Origin of the sequence: Sphingobium sp. B10D7B (assembly GCF_025961955.1) — a bacterium.
Taxonomy (GTDB): domain Bacteria; phylum Pseudomonadota; class Alphaproteobacteria; order Sphingomonadales; family Sphingomonadaceae; genus Sphingobium.
This window is the reverse complement of record NZ_JAOQOQ010000001.1, coordinates 1,233,748-1,247,154: the sequence shown is the minus strand read 5'-3', so window position 1 is coordinate 1,247,154 and position 13,407 is coordinate 1,233,748. Positions and strand designations below refer to the sequence as shown.

General features: G+C 65.3%; 18 protein-coding genes. 11 read left to right on the top strand and 7 right to left on the bottom strand.

Features of this window, described 5'->3' with window-relative positions; all coding sequences use genetic code 11:
- Position 1: 1 nt before the first annotated feature.
- The 7 genes from M2331_RS05885 to flgB are packed head-to-tail and all read right to left on the bottom strand — an operon-like array spanning position 2 to position 4,587.
- A complete protein-coding gene (locus M2331_RS05885; protein WP_264570081.1) occupies positions 2-709 on the bottom strand; it encodes a flagellar basal body L-ring protein FlgH in 708 nt (235 codons plus the stop codon).
- 2 nt (positions 710-711) lie between these two features.
- The gene (gene flgG / locus M2331_RS05880; protein ID WP_181559407.1) at positions 712-1,500 is read right to left on the bottom strand and encodes a flagellar basal-body rod protein FlgG; all 789 of its coding nucleotides are present in this window, start codon (positions 1,498-1,500) and stop codon (positions 712-714) included.
- Positions 1,501-1,523: 23 nt separating this feature from the next.
- A complete protein-coding gene (flgF, locus tag M2331_RS05875; protein WP_181559406.1) occupies positions 1,524-2,264 on the bottom strand; it encodes a flagellar basal-body rod protein FlgF in 741 nt (246 codons plus the stop codon).
- Positions 2,265-2,296: 32 nt separating this feature from the next.
- The gene (locus M2331_RS05870; protein ID WP_181559404.1) at positions 2,297-3,121 is read right to left on the bottom strand and encodes a flagellar hook-basal body complex protein; all 825 of its coding nucleotides are present in this window, start codon (positions 3,119-3,121) and stop codon (positions 2,297-2,299) included.
- A gap of 28 nt (positions 3,122-3,149) precedes the next feature.
- Positions 3,150-3,827 (bottom strand): flagellar hook assembly protein FlgD, encoded by a 678-nt coding sequence (locus M2331_RS05865; RefSeq protein WP_181559403.1) that lies wholly within the window; start codon positions 3,825-3,827, stop codon positions 3,150-3,152.
- Positions 3,824-4,216, bottom strand: a complete 393-nt coding sequence (gene flgC, locus M2331_RS05860) for a flagellar basal body rod protein FlgC (RefSeq protein WP_264570078.1) — start codon at positions 4,214-4,216, stop codon at positions 3,824-3,826. Before flgC ends, M2331_RS05865 begins: the two co-directional genes overlap by 4 nt.
- 14 nt (positions 4,217-4,230) lie before the next feature.
- Positions 4,231-4,587: a flagellar basal body rod protein FlgB gene (gene flgB, locus M2331_RS05855; RefSeq protein ID WP_181559401.1), complete on the bottom strand. Its 357-nt coding sequence runs from the start codon at positions 4,585-4,587 to the stop codon at positions 4,231-4,233.
- Positions 4,588-4,852: 265 nt separating this feature from the next.
- On the opposite strand from flgB, the gene M2331_RS05850 reads away from it, so the two are divergent.
- The 11 genes from M2331_RS05850 (at position 4,853) to M2331_RS05800 (ending at position 13,406) form a co-directional block, all read left to right on the top strand.
- Positions 4,853-5,536 carry a motility protein A gene (locus tag M2331_RS05850; RefSeq protein WP_264592307.1) on the top strand — a complete coding sequence of 228 codons (684 nt, stop codon included), beginning with the start codon at positions 4,853-4,855 and terminating at the stop codon, positions 5,534-5,536.
- On the top strand, positions 5,536-6,030 hold the full coding sequence (locus tag M2331_RS05845) for an OmpA family protein (RefSeq protein WP_181559398.1): 495 nt from the start codon (positions 5,536-5,538) through the stop codon (positions 6,028-6,030). The genes M2331_RS05850 and M2331_RS05845 overlap by 1 nt, the downstream gene beginning before the upstream one ends.
- Positions 6,031-6,094: 64 nt before the next feature.
- The gene (locus tag M2331_RS05840) at positions 6,095-6,652 is read left to right on the top strand and encodes a flagella basal body P-ring formation protein FlgA (RefSeq protein ID WP_264592436.1); all 558 of its coding nucleotides are present in this window, start codon (positions 6,095-6,097) and stop codon (positions 6,650-6,652) included.
- A gap of 53 nt (positions 6,653-6,705) precedes the next feature.
- A complete protein-coding gene (gene flgM / locus M2331_RS05835; RefSeq protein ID WP_181559396.1) occupies positions 6,706-6,993 on the top strand; it encodes a flagellar biosynthesis anti-sigma factor FlgM in 288 nt (95 codons plus the stop codon).
- An 11-nt stretch (positions 6,994-7,004) separates the two neighbouring features.
- A complete protein-coding gene (locus tag M2331_RS05830) occupies positions 7,005-7,313 on the top strand; it encodes a hypothetical protein (protein ID WP_181559394.1) in 309 nt (102 codons plus the stop codon).
- 172 nt (positions 7,314-7,485) lie between these two features.
- Positions 7,486-8,313 (top strand): transglycosylase SLT domain-containing protein, encoded by an 828-nt coding sequence (locus tag M2331_RS05825; RefSeq protein WP_413716080.1) that lies wholly within the window; start codon positions 7,486-7,488, stop codon positions 8,311-8,313.
- Between the two features lie 9 nt (positions 8,314-8,322).
- Entirely contained in the window at positions 8,323-10,428 is a 2,106-nt protein-coding gene (gene flhA, locus M2331_RS05820; protein WP_181559391.1) for a flagellar biosynthesis protein FlhA, read from the top strand.
- 81 nt (positions 10,429-10,509) lie between these two features.
- A complete protein-coding gene (locus tag M2331_RS05815; RefSeq protein WP_181559390.1) occupies positions 10,510-11,238 on the top strand; it encodes a FliA/WhiG family RNA polymerase sigma factor in 729 nt (242 codons plus the stop codon).
- A gap of 56 nt (positions 11,239-11,294) precedes the next feature.
- Positions 11,295-11,516, top strand: a complete 222-nt coding sequence (locus M2331_RS05810; protein WP_181559389.1) for a hypothetical protein — start codon at positions 11,295-11,297, stop codon at positions 11,514-11,516.
- 219 nt (positions 11,517-11,735) lie between these two features.
- Positions 11,736-12,608, top strand: coding sequence for a 3-methyl-2-oxobutanoate hydroxymethyltransferase (panB, locus tag M2331_RS05805; RefSeq protein ID WP_181559388.1), 873 nt, complete (start codon positions 11,736-11,738; stop codon positions 12,606-12,608).
- A 90-nt stretch (positions 12,609-12,698) separates the two neighbouring features.
- Positions 12,699-13,406 (top strand): tetratricopeptide repeat protein, encoded by a 708-nt coding sequence (locus tag M2331_RS05800; protein WP_181559387.1) that lies wholly within the window; start codon positions 12,699-12,701, stop codon positions 13,404-13,406.
- Position 13,407 lies beyond the last annotated feature (1 nt).

Genomic DNA, 13,407 nt, shown 5'->3' with positions numbered 1-13,407 from the left:
ATCAGAACGGGCTGATCATGGAGAAGAAGCGCTGCAGCCAGCCCTGACGGCTGGCGCGGGCGATTTCTCCCTTGCCGGTGTAGGTGATCCGCGCATCGGCGACGCGCGTCGAGAGAATGCGGTTGTCGGGCCCGATGTCCGCCTGCCGGACGAGGCCGGAGATCTGGACATATTCGTCGCCGCGATTGAGTGTCAGCGCCTTCTGCCCGCGCACCAGCATCGTGCCATTGGGATAGACCCGCGCGATGGTGACGGTGATTTCGCCGGAGAGCGCGTTCGACTGCGCGGCGTCGCCCTTGCCGGTGAAGCCTTGCGTGCCGCCCGAGGCAATGTCGCTACCGCTGAACAGCTTGCTGAACGGCCCCGTGCTGGGTGGCGTGAGGCCGATGCTCCCGGCGCGGTTGGTGTTGGCGCTGGTGCTCTTGCTCGCCTGCGTCCGCTCGACGAGGAGGATGGTGATGACATCGCCCACGCTTGCTGCCCGCGCGCCGTTGGTCAGCGCGGAATAGCCGGCCGAGGCCTGAAAGATGCCGCCATTGGGCCGCACCGGCGCGGCGCTGCCCGCATCGCCCGGATAGGTGACCTGATAGGCCGGGTTTTCGAGCGGCTCCTGCTTCTTGCCGAACAGACCGGCAGAGGCCGGTGCAGCGAGGCTGGTCGCCGTGAGGGCAAGGATCAGGATGGAGACGCGGCGATACTGCATGATCATGCTCAAAGCTGCTGGTTGACGTACTGGAGCATCTCGTCGGTCGCCTTGATCATCTTGGAGGCGATCTCATAGGCGCGCTGGGTCTCAATCATCGTGACCAACTCCTCGACGGTGTTGACGTTCGATTGTTCGAGCGCGCCTTGGCGGATGGTGCCGCGGCCTTCGAGGCCTGCAGCGCCTACCTGCGGCGCGCCGGATGCCGCCGTCTCCAGCAGCAGGTTGCCACCGACAGCCTGCAGGCCAGCGGGATTGACGAACCGCGCGGTTTCGATCGCGCCAAGCTCGACCGGCTCCTTTTGACCGGCGACGGTCGCCGAGACGGTCCCGTCATTGCCGATGGTGACGGCACTCACGCCCTCGGGAAGCTGGATCTGCGGCACCAGCGGCAGACCATCCGGCGAGACCAGCAGGCCTTCCGCATTGGTCTTGAAATTGCCAGCCCGGGTATAGGCGATCGTGCCGTCGGGCTGCTGGAGTTGGAAGAAGCCGGCCCCCTCGATCGCGAGATCATAGGTGTTGCCGGTGGTGTTCATCGTGCCCTGCGTATCGATACGCTCGGTGCCGGTGAGTTGCACGCCGGTGCCGAGGTTGAGGCCGATGGCGAGCCGGTTCTGACTGTCCGCCTGCGTGCCCGCCGCAATCACCTGCTGATAGGCCAGCGTCTCGAAATTGGCGCGGTCGCGCTTGAAGCCGACCGTGTTCACGTTCGCCAGGTTGTTGGCGATGACGCGCATCTTGACGTCCTGTGCGTCAAGGCCGGTGCGGGCGACATGAAGTGCGCTGCTGGTCATTGGTCTGGTCCCCTATCTGTCCGTCAGTCGAGCCGCATGAGGCTCGCGCCGCCGGAGTCGATCTCCTTGGCGGTGTCGATCATCTTGATCTGGTTTTCCCACGCGCGGCTCGCCTCGATCATCTGGACAAGCGCCGTGGTGGCATTCACGTTCGAGCCTTCGAGAGCGCCGCTGGTCACGGTCGCCATCGGGTCTTGCGGCAAGGCGCCGCCATTCACTTCGCGGAACAGCGTGTCGGTGGACTTGGCGATCGTCGATCCCTTGGCGTTCACCAGCTTGATGACATCGACCTGCTGCGGCTGATCGATCTGGCCGCCCTGCGGGACGATCCAGATGCTGCCATCCTTGGCAATGTTGACGCTATCGGCGGGCGGCAGGGTGATCGGGCCGCCCTCCCCAAGCACCGGATAGCCATCGCCCGTGGTCAGCAGGCCGCTCTCGTTCAGGCGCAGGTCGCCGCGCCTTGTATAGGCTTCCGACCCGTCATTGGCCTGCACCGCGATGAGGGCCTCGCCATCCACCGCGATGTCGAGCGTATTGCCGGTCTGCACCGCCGTGCCGGCCTTCATGTCCGCCGCGATGACCTGCCCCACCTGCTCCGCGCGGCTCTGGAACGCGCCGCCGCCGACCCAGCGGGTCGAGGCGTTGGCGATCTCGGCGCGAAAGCCGCTGGTGTTGACGTTCGCGAGATTGTTCGCGACCGCCGCCTGGCGAGCCATCGTGCCGCGCATCGCGGTGCGGGCAATGGTGGTGAGACGATCCATGGTTCAGCTCCGGGTCCGGTCGATCTTCGCGATCAGGTCCGCATGTTGATGATGGTCTGGGTCATGGCGGTGGCGGTCTCGATCGCCTTGGAGTTCGCCTGGAAGTTGCGCTGCGCGGAGATCAGCGCCACCAGCTCCTCGGTGATGTCCACGTTCGAGCGCTCCAGCGTGCCCGAGCGGACAGCGCCGACCATGCCGCTATTGCCGGCGCTGTAGCTCGCCTCGCCGCTGTCGCCCGAGGAAATCCAGTGCGAATCCCCCATCTGCCGCAGCTCTTCCTGCGCGGGAAATGAGGCCATGGCCACGACGCCGAGGTTACGCACCGAGCCATCGCCGAAGGTCGCGCTGACGACGCCCGTGGCCGAGATCGCGATGGCGGTGAGCGGAATGCTGGCATCGTCCGGATGGGCGCTGGGGATTTCCAGATCGGAGAGATCGCCGGCCGCCGTGCTGGTCGGCGTGCCATCGCCGGTCGCGTTGGTCGGCAGCACCTGCAGGCGGGCACCGGTGGAATCGACGATGAAGCGGTTCTTGTCCATCGTGAAGGCACCGGCGCGGGTGTAGCTGATCGTCTGGTCAGGCGAGGCGCTCTTGACGGTGAAGAAGCCTTCGCCGGTGACGGCCAGATCCAGCGTCTTGTCGGTCGTCTCCAGCGTGCCCTGCGTGAACTGCTGCTTCACATCGACGAGACGGACGCCATTGCCGCCCGCGCCGACGCCGCCACTCGCATAAATGTCGCCGAAGGTTGCCTTGCTCTTCTTGAAGGCGAGCGAGGACACGTTGGCGACATTGTTGGCGACGACCCCGAGGTCGGTCTGGGCGCCCTTGAGGCCGGAAAGCGAAATGTAGAAGGACATGGTGGATGCTCCTTGTGAAGTTCAGGGATCAGCCGAGACGCAGCGCGTCTTCGGGCGAGAAATTGCCGAGGGCGGTCATGAGCTGGGCGTTTCCGCCGCTCGCGGGGGACTGGACGGCGGCGATGCTGGCCCAGGTCGCGATGCCGGCCGGCGTCGCGCCGCGCACCTTGACCTGCAGCGCCTGCCCGCCAATCACATTGCCGGCATCGTCCCGGCCGTCCCAGAAGAACGGCACATTGCCCTTGGATTGGGCGCCGAGATCGAAGCTCTGGACGACCTTGCCGCTGGCATCGACCAGATCGATCGATACGTTCGAGGCGTCGGCGCCCAGCGCGATCTCGCCGGCATAAGCGCCGGTGCGGTCGGGCGTGGCGATGTTGCTCTCGACCAGCATCGACTTGCCGATCCACCCGGCGGCATCCGACAGGCGCGAGCCAGACACGGAATTGGCGATCTGGGTCAGCAGCGAGGTCGATTCCGCCTGCGAGGCAAGCGACGACATCTGCGCCATCTGGGCAACCATCTGATTGTTGTCCATCGGCTGGAACGGATCCTGATACTGCATCTGCTTGGTCAGCAGTGTCAGGAAGCCGTTCATGTCGATCGATGCGTTCGACTTTGCCGTGGTTTCGGCAAGGTTCTGGTTGGTGAAGGATGTGCTTGCATCCACCGCCCAGGGACTGCTGGTCGTCGTCACTACTGTCATTTGCCGAGCCTGATTGTTTCGAGGATGAGGGATTTGGCGGTCTGGAGGACCTGCACATTGTTCTGGTACATGCGCGCGCTCTCGACCATTTCGACGAGCTCGGCGCTGGTATCGACGCCGGCTTCCCACACATCGCCATTGGCATCGGCTAGCGGATGGCCGGGCTCGTGCCGCTTGGTGGCGGGCGTGTCGGAGGTCACGACGTTATCGACCTTGACCGTGGCGACGCCGGGCTTCTCGACCACGGTGGAGAAGACCGGGCGGATCGCGCGATAGGCCTTGTCCTCGCTGCCCGTGACCGAGCCGGCATTGGCGAGGTTGGACGCGGTGGCGTTGAGGCGCACGAGCTGCGCGGACATGGCGCGCCCGGCGATGTCGAAAACGTTCATGGGCTTATCCATGCTCATTCTCCCCGCAGCGCGCGCGTGATGGTGTTGAGACGGCCCTCGAGGAAGGAGAGCGTGGTGCGGTACTTCACCGCATTCTCCGCAAAGAGCGTCTGCTCGGTCGACATCTCGACGGTGTTGCCATCGCTGCTCGCCTGCAGTGGCACGCGATAGCCCATCGCCGTTTCCAACGCGCCGGTCACCGAGCCCTGCTGGCTGGTGGCGATGGCGAGGGCCTTCTCGAAATCGATGTCGCGCGCCTTGTACCCGGGGGTCGAGGCGTTCGCGATATTGGAGGCAAGCAGCTCCAGCCGCTGCGAGCGCAGCGCCAGTGCCTTGCCATGGATGCCGAACAATGCGTCGTCGAACGACATTTTTTCGTGCCTTCCCTAAAAGTCCGTGGGCCGCATCCGTTCTGACCGGTTGAAACTGGTCCGGTTCCGGCACGACCCATGCCCACGGGTATGGATTGCAAATGCCGTGCCAAACCAAATTGCCGCCGGCTGAGGCCGCGCGGACATGAGGATTTCCGCGCCTTTTGCGCAGGCGGGCGGCAAGGGTGGCAATGTTTTGCCGGTTAGCGGCAGAGTTTTGCCGGTGCGCACGTGCGCCCGGCGGCATCGGGGGATGAGCGGGACCATGTCGGATGTTCTGGGGTTGGATATTCTCGGCCACGTCTTCGCGCCGCTGCCCCTGCTGATGGTGCTGGGCGGCGCGATCATGATCGCACTGGCGCAGGTCGGCTTCGGCACGGCTTTTCGCGCGCTCTCCTCTCTGCGCCCGCTGCTGACCGCGCGCCCGGATGATGAACGCGACAATGCCCGCGCGCTGCTGTTCAAGGTCGAGGCCGTCGCGCAGCTCAAGGGCCTAGCCCGCGCCGACCGGCTGGAAAGCACTCACCCCTTCGTCAACCAGACCCTCACCACCCTCGCCAATGCCGCGGACGCCGAGCATTTCGCGCTCTGGGTCCATCAGGCGATCCATGATCGCGGTGCCCGTCACGGGCGGGTCATCGCCTTCTGGAATGCGCTGGCCGATGCCGCGCCGGCCGTCGGCATGGCAGGCACGATCGTCGGCCTGATCGGCATGTTTGCGCAGATGAGCGACCCCGCAGCGATCGGCCCGTTCATGGCGCTGGCGTTGATGACCACATTGCACGGCCTGATCCTCGCCAACGCCATCGCCGGGCCCATCGCCAACCGCCTGTCCGCACTCTCCGAGCGGGAGATTGGCTGGCAGCAGGCCATGGCCGATCGGATGATCGCCATCGCCCGCCGGGAAGCCAATCCGTTCCAGCGTGCCAGCATTCGCGAGGTCGCCTGATGTCTGCGCAGCCGCGCCAAAACCGCGCGCGCTGGGCGCTGAGCTTCGCGGACCTGTGCCTGCTGCTGCTCGCCTTCTTCGCGCTGCTGCAGTCCAACCAGACCACGCGTGAGACGGCCCTGGCCGGGATTGGCAGCTATTTCGGCGCGTTCGAGGCGCCGCGCCAAGCCGATCTCGTCGCGCAAGAACTGTTCGAGCCGGGCGAGGCTCTGCTCAACCCCGCCGGTCGCGCCGCTCTGCTGAAAGCGGCAGAACCCATCATGCACGAGAACAAGATCGTGCGAATTCAGTCGATTGGCCTCGACTCCGGCGATCATCGCTTCGACGCCTGGGATCTGGCGGCAGCGCGCCTCGGCGCCGTCGCCCGAACACTGGTCGCCGCCGGAGTGCCGGAAAAGCGCCTGCGGATCGCAGGCCTCGCCGAACGCGCTGATGGCAGCGCACCCGGCAAGCAGACGATCAGGATCACCGAACTGGCCGAAACCGACCGGTAACATGCGTCTGGCACGGACCTTGCTGTGTTTGTTCCGACCATGCATCGGAGCAAGTGACGTGACGATTGAACGCCTGACCTTCCCCAAGCGCGCTGCCCTCATCGCAGCCCTGCTGCTCGGCGCGATCGCGCTTACCAGCATCCACGCGCCGGCAAAGGCGCAGAGTTTCGAGAATCTGGACCGGCTGGATAGCCTGGTAGCAGCCAGCCTGGGCGCCAATCTCGGCCAGCCGGGCGGCCCACTGGCGCCCATCGATCGCCGCCTGAAACTGGCACCCTGCCCGCAGACGCCGACGGTCGAAACCCCGCAGATGAACGCCGCGACGGTCGCCTGCCCCAGCCTCGGCTGGCGCATCCGCGTGCCGTTGCTGGTTACCCGGCAGGCCGGCAATCCGCAGCAAAACGGCCGCTTTTCCGAGGCCACAAACAGCGCGGCGGTCGTCAAGAAGGGCGACCCGGTTCAGCTGGTCGCGGGCAATGAGAGCTTCAGCATTTCCCGCATGATGATCGCGGATGAGGACGGCGCGCCCGGCGCGCTGATCCGCGTGCGCGAAGAACCGCGCGCAACACCTGTCATGGCCCGTGTCGAGCGGACGGGTGTTGTTCGTGTTCCCGGCATTTAAACTTTCCTGAACTGATCCGTTTATAGTACGGATTGGACAGAAAGGACGTTGGAATGATCAAGTCTGTTGGCCAGGCGACGAGCGCGGCAGTAGAGGCAGCCAAGCTGCGCGAAGCTGCACAAGCCCGCTCCGCTGCGCCAGTCAGCGCCGAGCCCGCGCCCGCGAAAGCGGCGGAAACGGCAGCCACCCCCGCCGCGCGCATGGCCGCGCAGGGCGCCCCGGTGGACATGGACCGGATCAACCGCGTCAAGCAGGCCATTGCTTCGGGCCAATATCCGGTCGATGCCGACAAGATCGCCGATCGCATGATCGACCTCGATCTTCCTCATCTGCGCGCCTGAACGTGCCCCAAATGAACCTGTCCATCATCGAGAATTTCGCGGCCGCGACTGGTTCGCTCCGGGTCGCCATGCAAAGCGCCGACCCGCAGGCCATCGAAACGGCAATGGACCTGTTCCGCATATCGCTCGATGCGATCAAATCCATCGAGACCTGGGAGCGCGATCCAGCGATCAAGGCGCGGTTTAGCGACCTGATCGAGGAGCTGGATTCTTCGCGGATGCTCGCCTGTCTGCTCGGCGATATGACCACGCAGATGCACGGCGCGATCGCCGATCGCGATCTGGACGTGCCCCAGCCGCTGTACCAGCGCGCCGGCTGAGCTTCGGCTCGACCCGGATATCCCGACTTTCACGCTAAGCCCGCTGCGCCCTGTGGGCGTGTCGCCGCGCGTCTGATCGTCCCAAAAGCCCCGATCCGCCGTTAACCAATTCTGGCACGCATCTTGCTTTTTGATCCTCGGTACCAACGGGAGATCATTAGTCGCCATGTCCGTGAATGGACTGACCACCAACTCGGCCCAGGGCAGCAATGCCGCCAGGGTGACGCAGGCCATTGCCAAGGCCAGCAGTCGCACCGGTGTGGATTTCAATTATCTGATGAGCCAGGCGCATGTGGAAAGCGCGCTGAACCCGACGGCGCGCGCGCGCACCTCCAGTGCGGCAGGCCTCTACCAGTTCATCGACCAGAGCTGGCTCTCCATCGTCAACGACCATGGCGCGAAATATGGCATGGACTGGGCGTCCAACGCCATTGAGCGCACGGCGAGCGGGCGGTACGTGGTTTCGGACCCGACGCTGCGACAGCAGATCCTCGACCTGCGCAATCATCCCGAGACGGCATCGATCATGGCGGCCGAGCTGGCCACCGACAATCGCGCCTATCTTGAAGAGCGGATCGGCCGGCCGGCCGAAGCGGTCGATCTCTACCTCGCCCATTTTCTGGGGGCAGGCGGCGCCGCGAAATTCCTCACGACCATGGCGCAGGCACCCGATGCCTCCGGCGCCGCTCTGTTTCCCGCCGCCGCGCGGGCCAATGCCTCGGTGTTCTTCGACCGGCAGGGCAATGCCCGTAGCCTGACGGACATCCGCGCGAGCTTCGCGCAGAAGCTGGCGGCGGGCGGCCAGGCCGCCGGCAGTGCGGCGAGCGATATGGCGATGGACGGCACGCAGACCGTGATGCCCGCCGACTATGTCCGCATTGCGCAGGAGCGGCTGACGATGAACCAGACACTGAGCGAAAAGCAGCCCTATCCCGAATTCGCACCGCGCGCCGAAACCGCGCGGCTTGCCTACCTCATGCTCGCCACCCTCGGAAGGTAATCGCCAGCCATGACGCGCAACGACATCAACGGCAGCATCTGGAAGAACTCGGCGCGCGGGGCAGCCCTCCCCTTCGCCATCCTGCTGCTCGTCATGTTCATGGTGGTGCCGGTGCCGGTGCTGCTGCTGGATATCGGCTTCGTCGGCAACATCATGATCAGCCTTGCGGTGCTGATGATCGCGCTGAACGCCGCCAAACCGCTCGATTTCTCCAGCTTTCCGACCGTGCTGCTGCTCGCCACGCTGCTGCGCCTCGCGCTCAACGTCGCCTCGACGCGCATTGTGCTGGTCAACGGCCATAATGGATCGGACGCGGCCGGCCATGTGATCGAGGCGTTCGGCAATTTCATGATCGGCGGCGATTATGTCGTCGGTATCTTCGTGTTCGCGATCCTGATGATCATCAACCTGGTGGTGATCACCAAGGGCGCGGGCCGCGTGTCGGAAGTCTCCGCCCGCTTCACTCTCGACGCCTTGCCCGGCAAGCAGATGGCCATTGATGCCGATCTCAACGCCGGCCTGCTGACCGCCGAGCAAGCCAAGGTCCGCCGGCAGGAGGTCGCGACAGAAGCCGACTTCTATGGCTCCATGGACGGTGCTTCCAAGTTCGTGAAGGGCGACGCCGTCGCCGGCGTGCTGATCCTCGTCATCAATATCCTCGGCGGCATTACCCTGGGTCTGGTCAGCCATGATCTCTCCATCGGGCAAGCCGCGCAGACCTACATCCTGCTGGCCATCGGCGATGCGCTCGTGGCGCAGGTGCCGGCGCTGCTGCTCTCCATCGCCGCAGCCGCGATCGTCACCCGTGTCACGTCCGAGCATGACCTCTCCGGCCAGATTTCCAGCCAGTTCGGCCACAGCCGCGCCTGGGTTCCGGTCGCCGGCATTCTCACCGTGCTCGGCATCGTGCCGGGCATGCCGCACCTCATCATCCTGCCTGCTGCCGGCCTCGCCTGGTTCATCGCGTGGAAACTGCGCAAGGCCGCCAAGGCCCGCAGCGAGGCGCCGGCGGAACCGGCGGTGGTTGAAAATCCTGCACACATCGAGTGGAGCGACGTCTCCGACGGCGCCGCGCTCGGCCTGGAGATCGGCTATGGCCTGATCTCCCTGGTCGACGAGCGCAAGGAGGCGCCGCTGATCGGCCGGATCACCGGCATTCGCCGCCAGCTCTCGCGCGAACTGGGCTTTGTGGTGCCGATGATCCGGGTGAAGGACAATCTCGCGCTCGGCCCGAACCAGTATCGCATCACCATCGCCGGTGTGGTGGTTGGTGAGGACGAGATTTTCCCCGATAGCCTGCTGGCGCTCGACAGCGGCGACATCACCCAGCGGATCGAGGGTCGCGCCGCGCAGGACCCGACGTTCGGGCTCGACGCGGTGTGGATTCCTATGGAGCGGCGCAGCGAAGCGGTCGTCTCCGGCTATACCGTCGTCGACCCCTCGACGGTGATCGCGACGCATATCAATCATCTCATCCTGCAGAACGCCGCTGAGCTGTTCGGCATGGACGAGGCCAAGAAGCTGCTCGACACGCTGCGCGAAGTGACGCCGCAACTTGTCGATGGCCTGACACCCAATCCGCTGAGCCTCGCCCAGATCGCCGCGCTGTGCCGCGGGCTGCTGGTCGAGGGCATTCCGCTCAAGGATTTCCGCCGGATTGCCGAGGCCATGGTGATCGTCGCGCGGCCCGACATGTCCACCGACGCGCTCATCGAGGCGGTGCGCCAGCGGATCGGCTCGCTAATCATCCAGAGCATCGTGCCGGTGAATGCGCCGCTGCCGGTGCTCACGCTGGATGGGGAACTGGAGGGCCTGCTTGCCCAGGCTATGCGCGTCGGCGCCGATGCGCATCACCCCATCGAGCCGGCGCTGGCCCAGCGCCTGATCGAACAGGTTAGCGAGGCGGCCCGTCCGCTCATGGCACAGGCTCGCAACTTTGCGATCGTGACCTCACCGGTGGCGCGTCGCGCCCTCTCCCGCCTGTTCCGCCCGCATCTACCCGACGTTCCGGTGCTCTCCTTCCTGGAAATCCCGGACGGCAAGGCGGTGGAAGTCGTCGCGGTGGTTGGCAACGAGACACGCATCCACCAGGTCGAGCGGCTGCAGGCGGCATGACAATATTGCGCAGCATAATCCGCACACGCCTCCGCCCTGCTCGGAAATTCCCGGTTAAACCTTTCAGCGTAGATGAGACCCATGCACAGCGCACAGCTTGAGGTTGCAGCCCTGACTTATGGTCGCCGGCCCGGTGTCTCACCGGATCAGCTGGCGCAGCAATATATGCCGCTGGTGCGCAAGATCGCCTGGCATGTCCATGGCCGCGTCTCCAGCGCCATCGAGATCGAGGATCTGCTGCAGATCGGCATGGTCGCGCTGGTCGAGGCGGCCAACAGCTTCGAGGATCGCGGCTTCGGCTTTGCGACCTATGCGCAGATGCGCGTGCGCGGCGCGATGATCGACCATCTGCGCCGCCATGCGACCCTATGTCGCTCGGCGATGGCACGCCGCAAGACCATTCAGGATGCCCGTCGCGCGCTGGAGCAACGCTTCGGGCGGCCGCCCGCGGATAGCGAAGTCGCCGCGCATCTCGGTCTTGATGCTGCCGGCTGGCGTGAGCTTGCCGATGGGACGGACATGGCCCAACACCAGAGCATGGACGAGGTCTATTCGGACCAGTCGATGTGGTTCGCCGATGCAACCGAGGGCGCCGAGGAAGTGCTGGAGCGGGAATCCCTCAAGCGCGCGGTTTCCGCCTGTATCAAGGAACTGCCCGAGCGCGAGGCGATGGTTCTGCAGCTCTACTTCGTCGAGGAAATGAACCTTGAGGAAATCGGACTGACGCTCGACATCGGTGCGGCCCGGGTGTGCCAAATCAAGAAATCTGCGCTTGACAAGCTGCGGGGACGCCTCAGCGCCTTCATTTGACCGGAACCGCGCCGCGCGATGATCGTTTCTCCGCCATCAATCAGGTGGAGGATGACATGGCCGAAGAACCGAAAACGGTAATCGTCGAGCGCTCGAGCGGCGGCAGCGCAACCGCGATCATTGCGATCGTGGCACTGCTGATCCTCGCGGTGGGCGGTTACTTCCTGCTGCAGAGCCAGGATAACAAGAACGACGCCGTGTCCACGGCGGCGCAGCAAGTCGGCGATGCAGCGCAGGATGTGGGCGATGCGGCCCAAGGTGCTGTGGACAAGGAGTAGAGGTTCGACCGTCGCCGTGGGTGGCAATCATATAACCTAAGCCCCTCCTCTTCAGAGGAGGGGTTGGGGTGGTGCGACAACCTCGCGGCCAATCAATAAGGTTGCGATGCTGCGCATCGCCACCACCCCCGGCCCCTCCTCTGAAGAGGAGGGGAGCATATTTATCCCACGCGCCCGCGCAGCCTAGGCGAACCCCCGCGGTTGCGCTAAAGCTCGCCCATGTCCGCCACTTACACCCTCGATACAGCGACCAGCCGGGCGAACCCCACGCCGGCGCCGATGCGTCGGCTGACCATTCCCGCCATCCGCGCGCGCAAAGTCGATGGGGTGACCGACTCGCCAATCGTGATGCTGACCGCCTACACGGCGCGGCAGGCGCAATTGCTCGACCCCCATTGCGATCTGCTGCTGGTGGGCGACTCGCTGGGTCAAGTGATCTACGGCCTGCCGTCCTCCGTGCCCGTCACGCTCGAGATGATGGCCGCCCATGGCGCTGCGGTCGTGCGCGGCAGCTATCACAGCGCCGTCATCATCGACATGCCGTTCGGGAGCTATGAGGCCTCCCCTGAGCAGGCCTTCGCAAGTGCCGCGCGGCTGATGAAGGAAACCGGCGCTGCCGGCGTGAAGCTGGAAGGCGGCGAGGCCATGGCGCCGACCATCGCCTTCCTTTCCGAGCGCGGCATCCCGGTCTGCGCCCATGTCGGGCTCACGCCGCAGGCGGTGAACGCGCTCGGCGGCTATGGACCGCGCGGCCGCGATGCTGCCGAAGCCGCCAAAATCCGCAACGATGCCCGCGCCGTCGGCGCTGCCGGCTGCTTTGCGATGGTGATCGAGGGCGTCATCGAAGACCTCGCCATCGAGATCACGGGAGACGTGCCCTGCCCCACCATCGGCATCGGCGCCTCGGCAGCCTGCGACGGGCAGGTGCTGGTGACCGAAGACCTCCTCGGCATGTTCGAGCGCACGCCGCGCTTCGTGAAGCGCTATGCCGATCTTGCCGGGACGATCAGCGATGCGGCGGCCCAATATGCGCAGGAGGTGCGCGCGCGCAGCTTCCCCGGCGAGGCCCAGCTTTATGGCGCCAAAAAGTGATTTGCGCGGAGTTCATCCGCCGCTAAGGTCCGCGGCCACAAAATCCCTTCATGCGCCCCTGCGCTTTTTCAGCCGACTGGAGATAGAGACTTGGCCCTGACGCCACATCAGAACGAGGCCCTGCTCCGCGAGATCGACGATGCCGTGCGGCAGGACGATTTGCTGTCCTTCTGGAAGAATTACGGCCGTCTGGTCATCGCTGTCGTCGTGCTCGGCCTCGCTGCTTTTGGCGGCTGGCTCTACTGGCAGCACCACCAGACCCAGAAGGCCGAGGCCAATGGCGAGCAGTTCGCCCGGCTGATGAGCGCAGCCCAGCGGGCCACGCTGGACGATGGGGTGTACAAGCAGATCATGGCCGAAGGTGGCCCGGGCTATCGGGCGCAGGCGGAAATGCTCAGGGCCGCACTGGCAGGCGGACGCAATGACGCCAAGACCGCGCTTGCCGCCTATGACGCCATTCTGGCCGACGCGCAGGCGCCCGCCGCGACCAAGGACGCCGCGCTGATGCGCCGCACCGCCCTCGCCTTCGACAGCATGAAGCCGCAGGACGTGATCGCCGCGCTCAAGCCCCTGGCGATGCCGGGCAATAGCTGGTTCGGCAGCGCCGGCGAACTCACTGCCATCGCTCACCTCAAAGCTGGCCAGCGCGATCAGGCCGGCAAGATCTTCAACGAGATGGCTAACGATCCGCTGGTGCCTGAATCCATCAAGCTGCGCGCCGGACAAATGGCCAGCATGCTTGGATCGGCGACGACGCCCAAGCAAGCCGGGCCGACCGCTGACACGCCTGCCTCCTGAT

Coding starts and splice junctions, on each gene's coding strand:
- M2331_RS05885 (WP_264570081.1), bottom strand. CDS start 709: ATGATCATGCAGTATCGCCGCGTCTCCATCCTGATCCTTGCCCTCACG.
- flgG (WP_181559407.1), bottom strand. CDS start 1,500: ATGACCAGCAGCGCACTTCATGTCGCCCGCACCGGCCTTGACGCACAG.
- flgF (WP_181559406.1), bottom strand. CDS start 2,264: ATGGATCGTCTCACCACCATTGCCCGCACCGCGATGCGCGGCACGATG.
- M2331_RS05870 (WP_181559404.1), bottom strand. CDS start 3,121: ATGTCCTTCTACATTTCGCTTTCCGGCCTCAAGGGCGCCCAGACCGAC.
- M2331_RS05865 (WP_181559403.1), bottom strand. CDS start 3,827: ATGACAGTAGTGACGACGACCAGCAGTCCCTGGGCGGTGGATGCAAGC.
- flgC (WP_264570078.1), bottom strand. CDS start 4,216: ATGAACGTTTTCGACATCGCCGGGCGCGCCATGTCCGCGCAGCTCGTG.
- flgB (WP_181559401.1), bottom strand. CDS start 4,587: ATGTCGTTCGACGACGCATTGTTCGGCATCCATGGCAAGGCACTGGCG.
- M2331_RS05850 (WP_264592307.1), top strand. CDS start 4,853: ATGTCGGATGTTCTGGGGTTGGATATTCTCGGCCACGTCTTCGCGCCG.
- M2331_RS05845 (WP_181559398.1), top strand. CDS start 5,536: ATGTCTGCGCAGCCGCGCCAAAACCGCGCGCGCTGGGCGCTGAGCTTC.
- flgM (WP_181559396.1), top strand. CDS start 6,706: ATGATCAAGTCTGTTGGCCAGGCGACGAGCGCGGCAGTAGAGGCAGCC.
- M2331_RS05830 (WP_181559394.1), top strand. CDS start 7,005: ATGAACCTGTCCATCATCGAGAATTTCGCGGCCGCGACTGGTTCGCTC.
- flhA (WP_181559391.1), top strand. CDS start 8,323: ATGACGCGCAACGACATCAACGGCAGCATCTGGAAGAACTCGGCGCGC.
- M2331_RS05815 (WP_181559390.1), top strand. CDS start 10,510: ATGCACAGCGCACAGCTTGAGGTTGCAGCCCTGACTTATGGTCGCCGG.
- M2331_RS05810 (WP_181559389.1), top strand. CDS start 11,295: ATGGCCGAAGAACCGAAAACGGTAATCGTCGAGCGCTCGAGCGGCGGC.
- panB (WP_181559388.1), top strand. CDS start 11,736: ATGTCCGCCACTTACACCCTCGATACAGCGACCAGCCGGGCGAACCCC.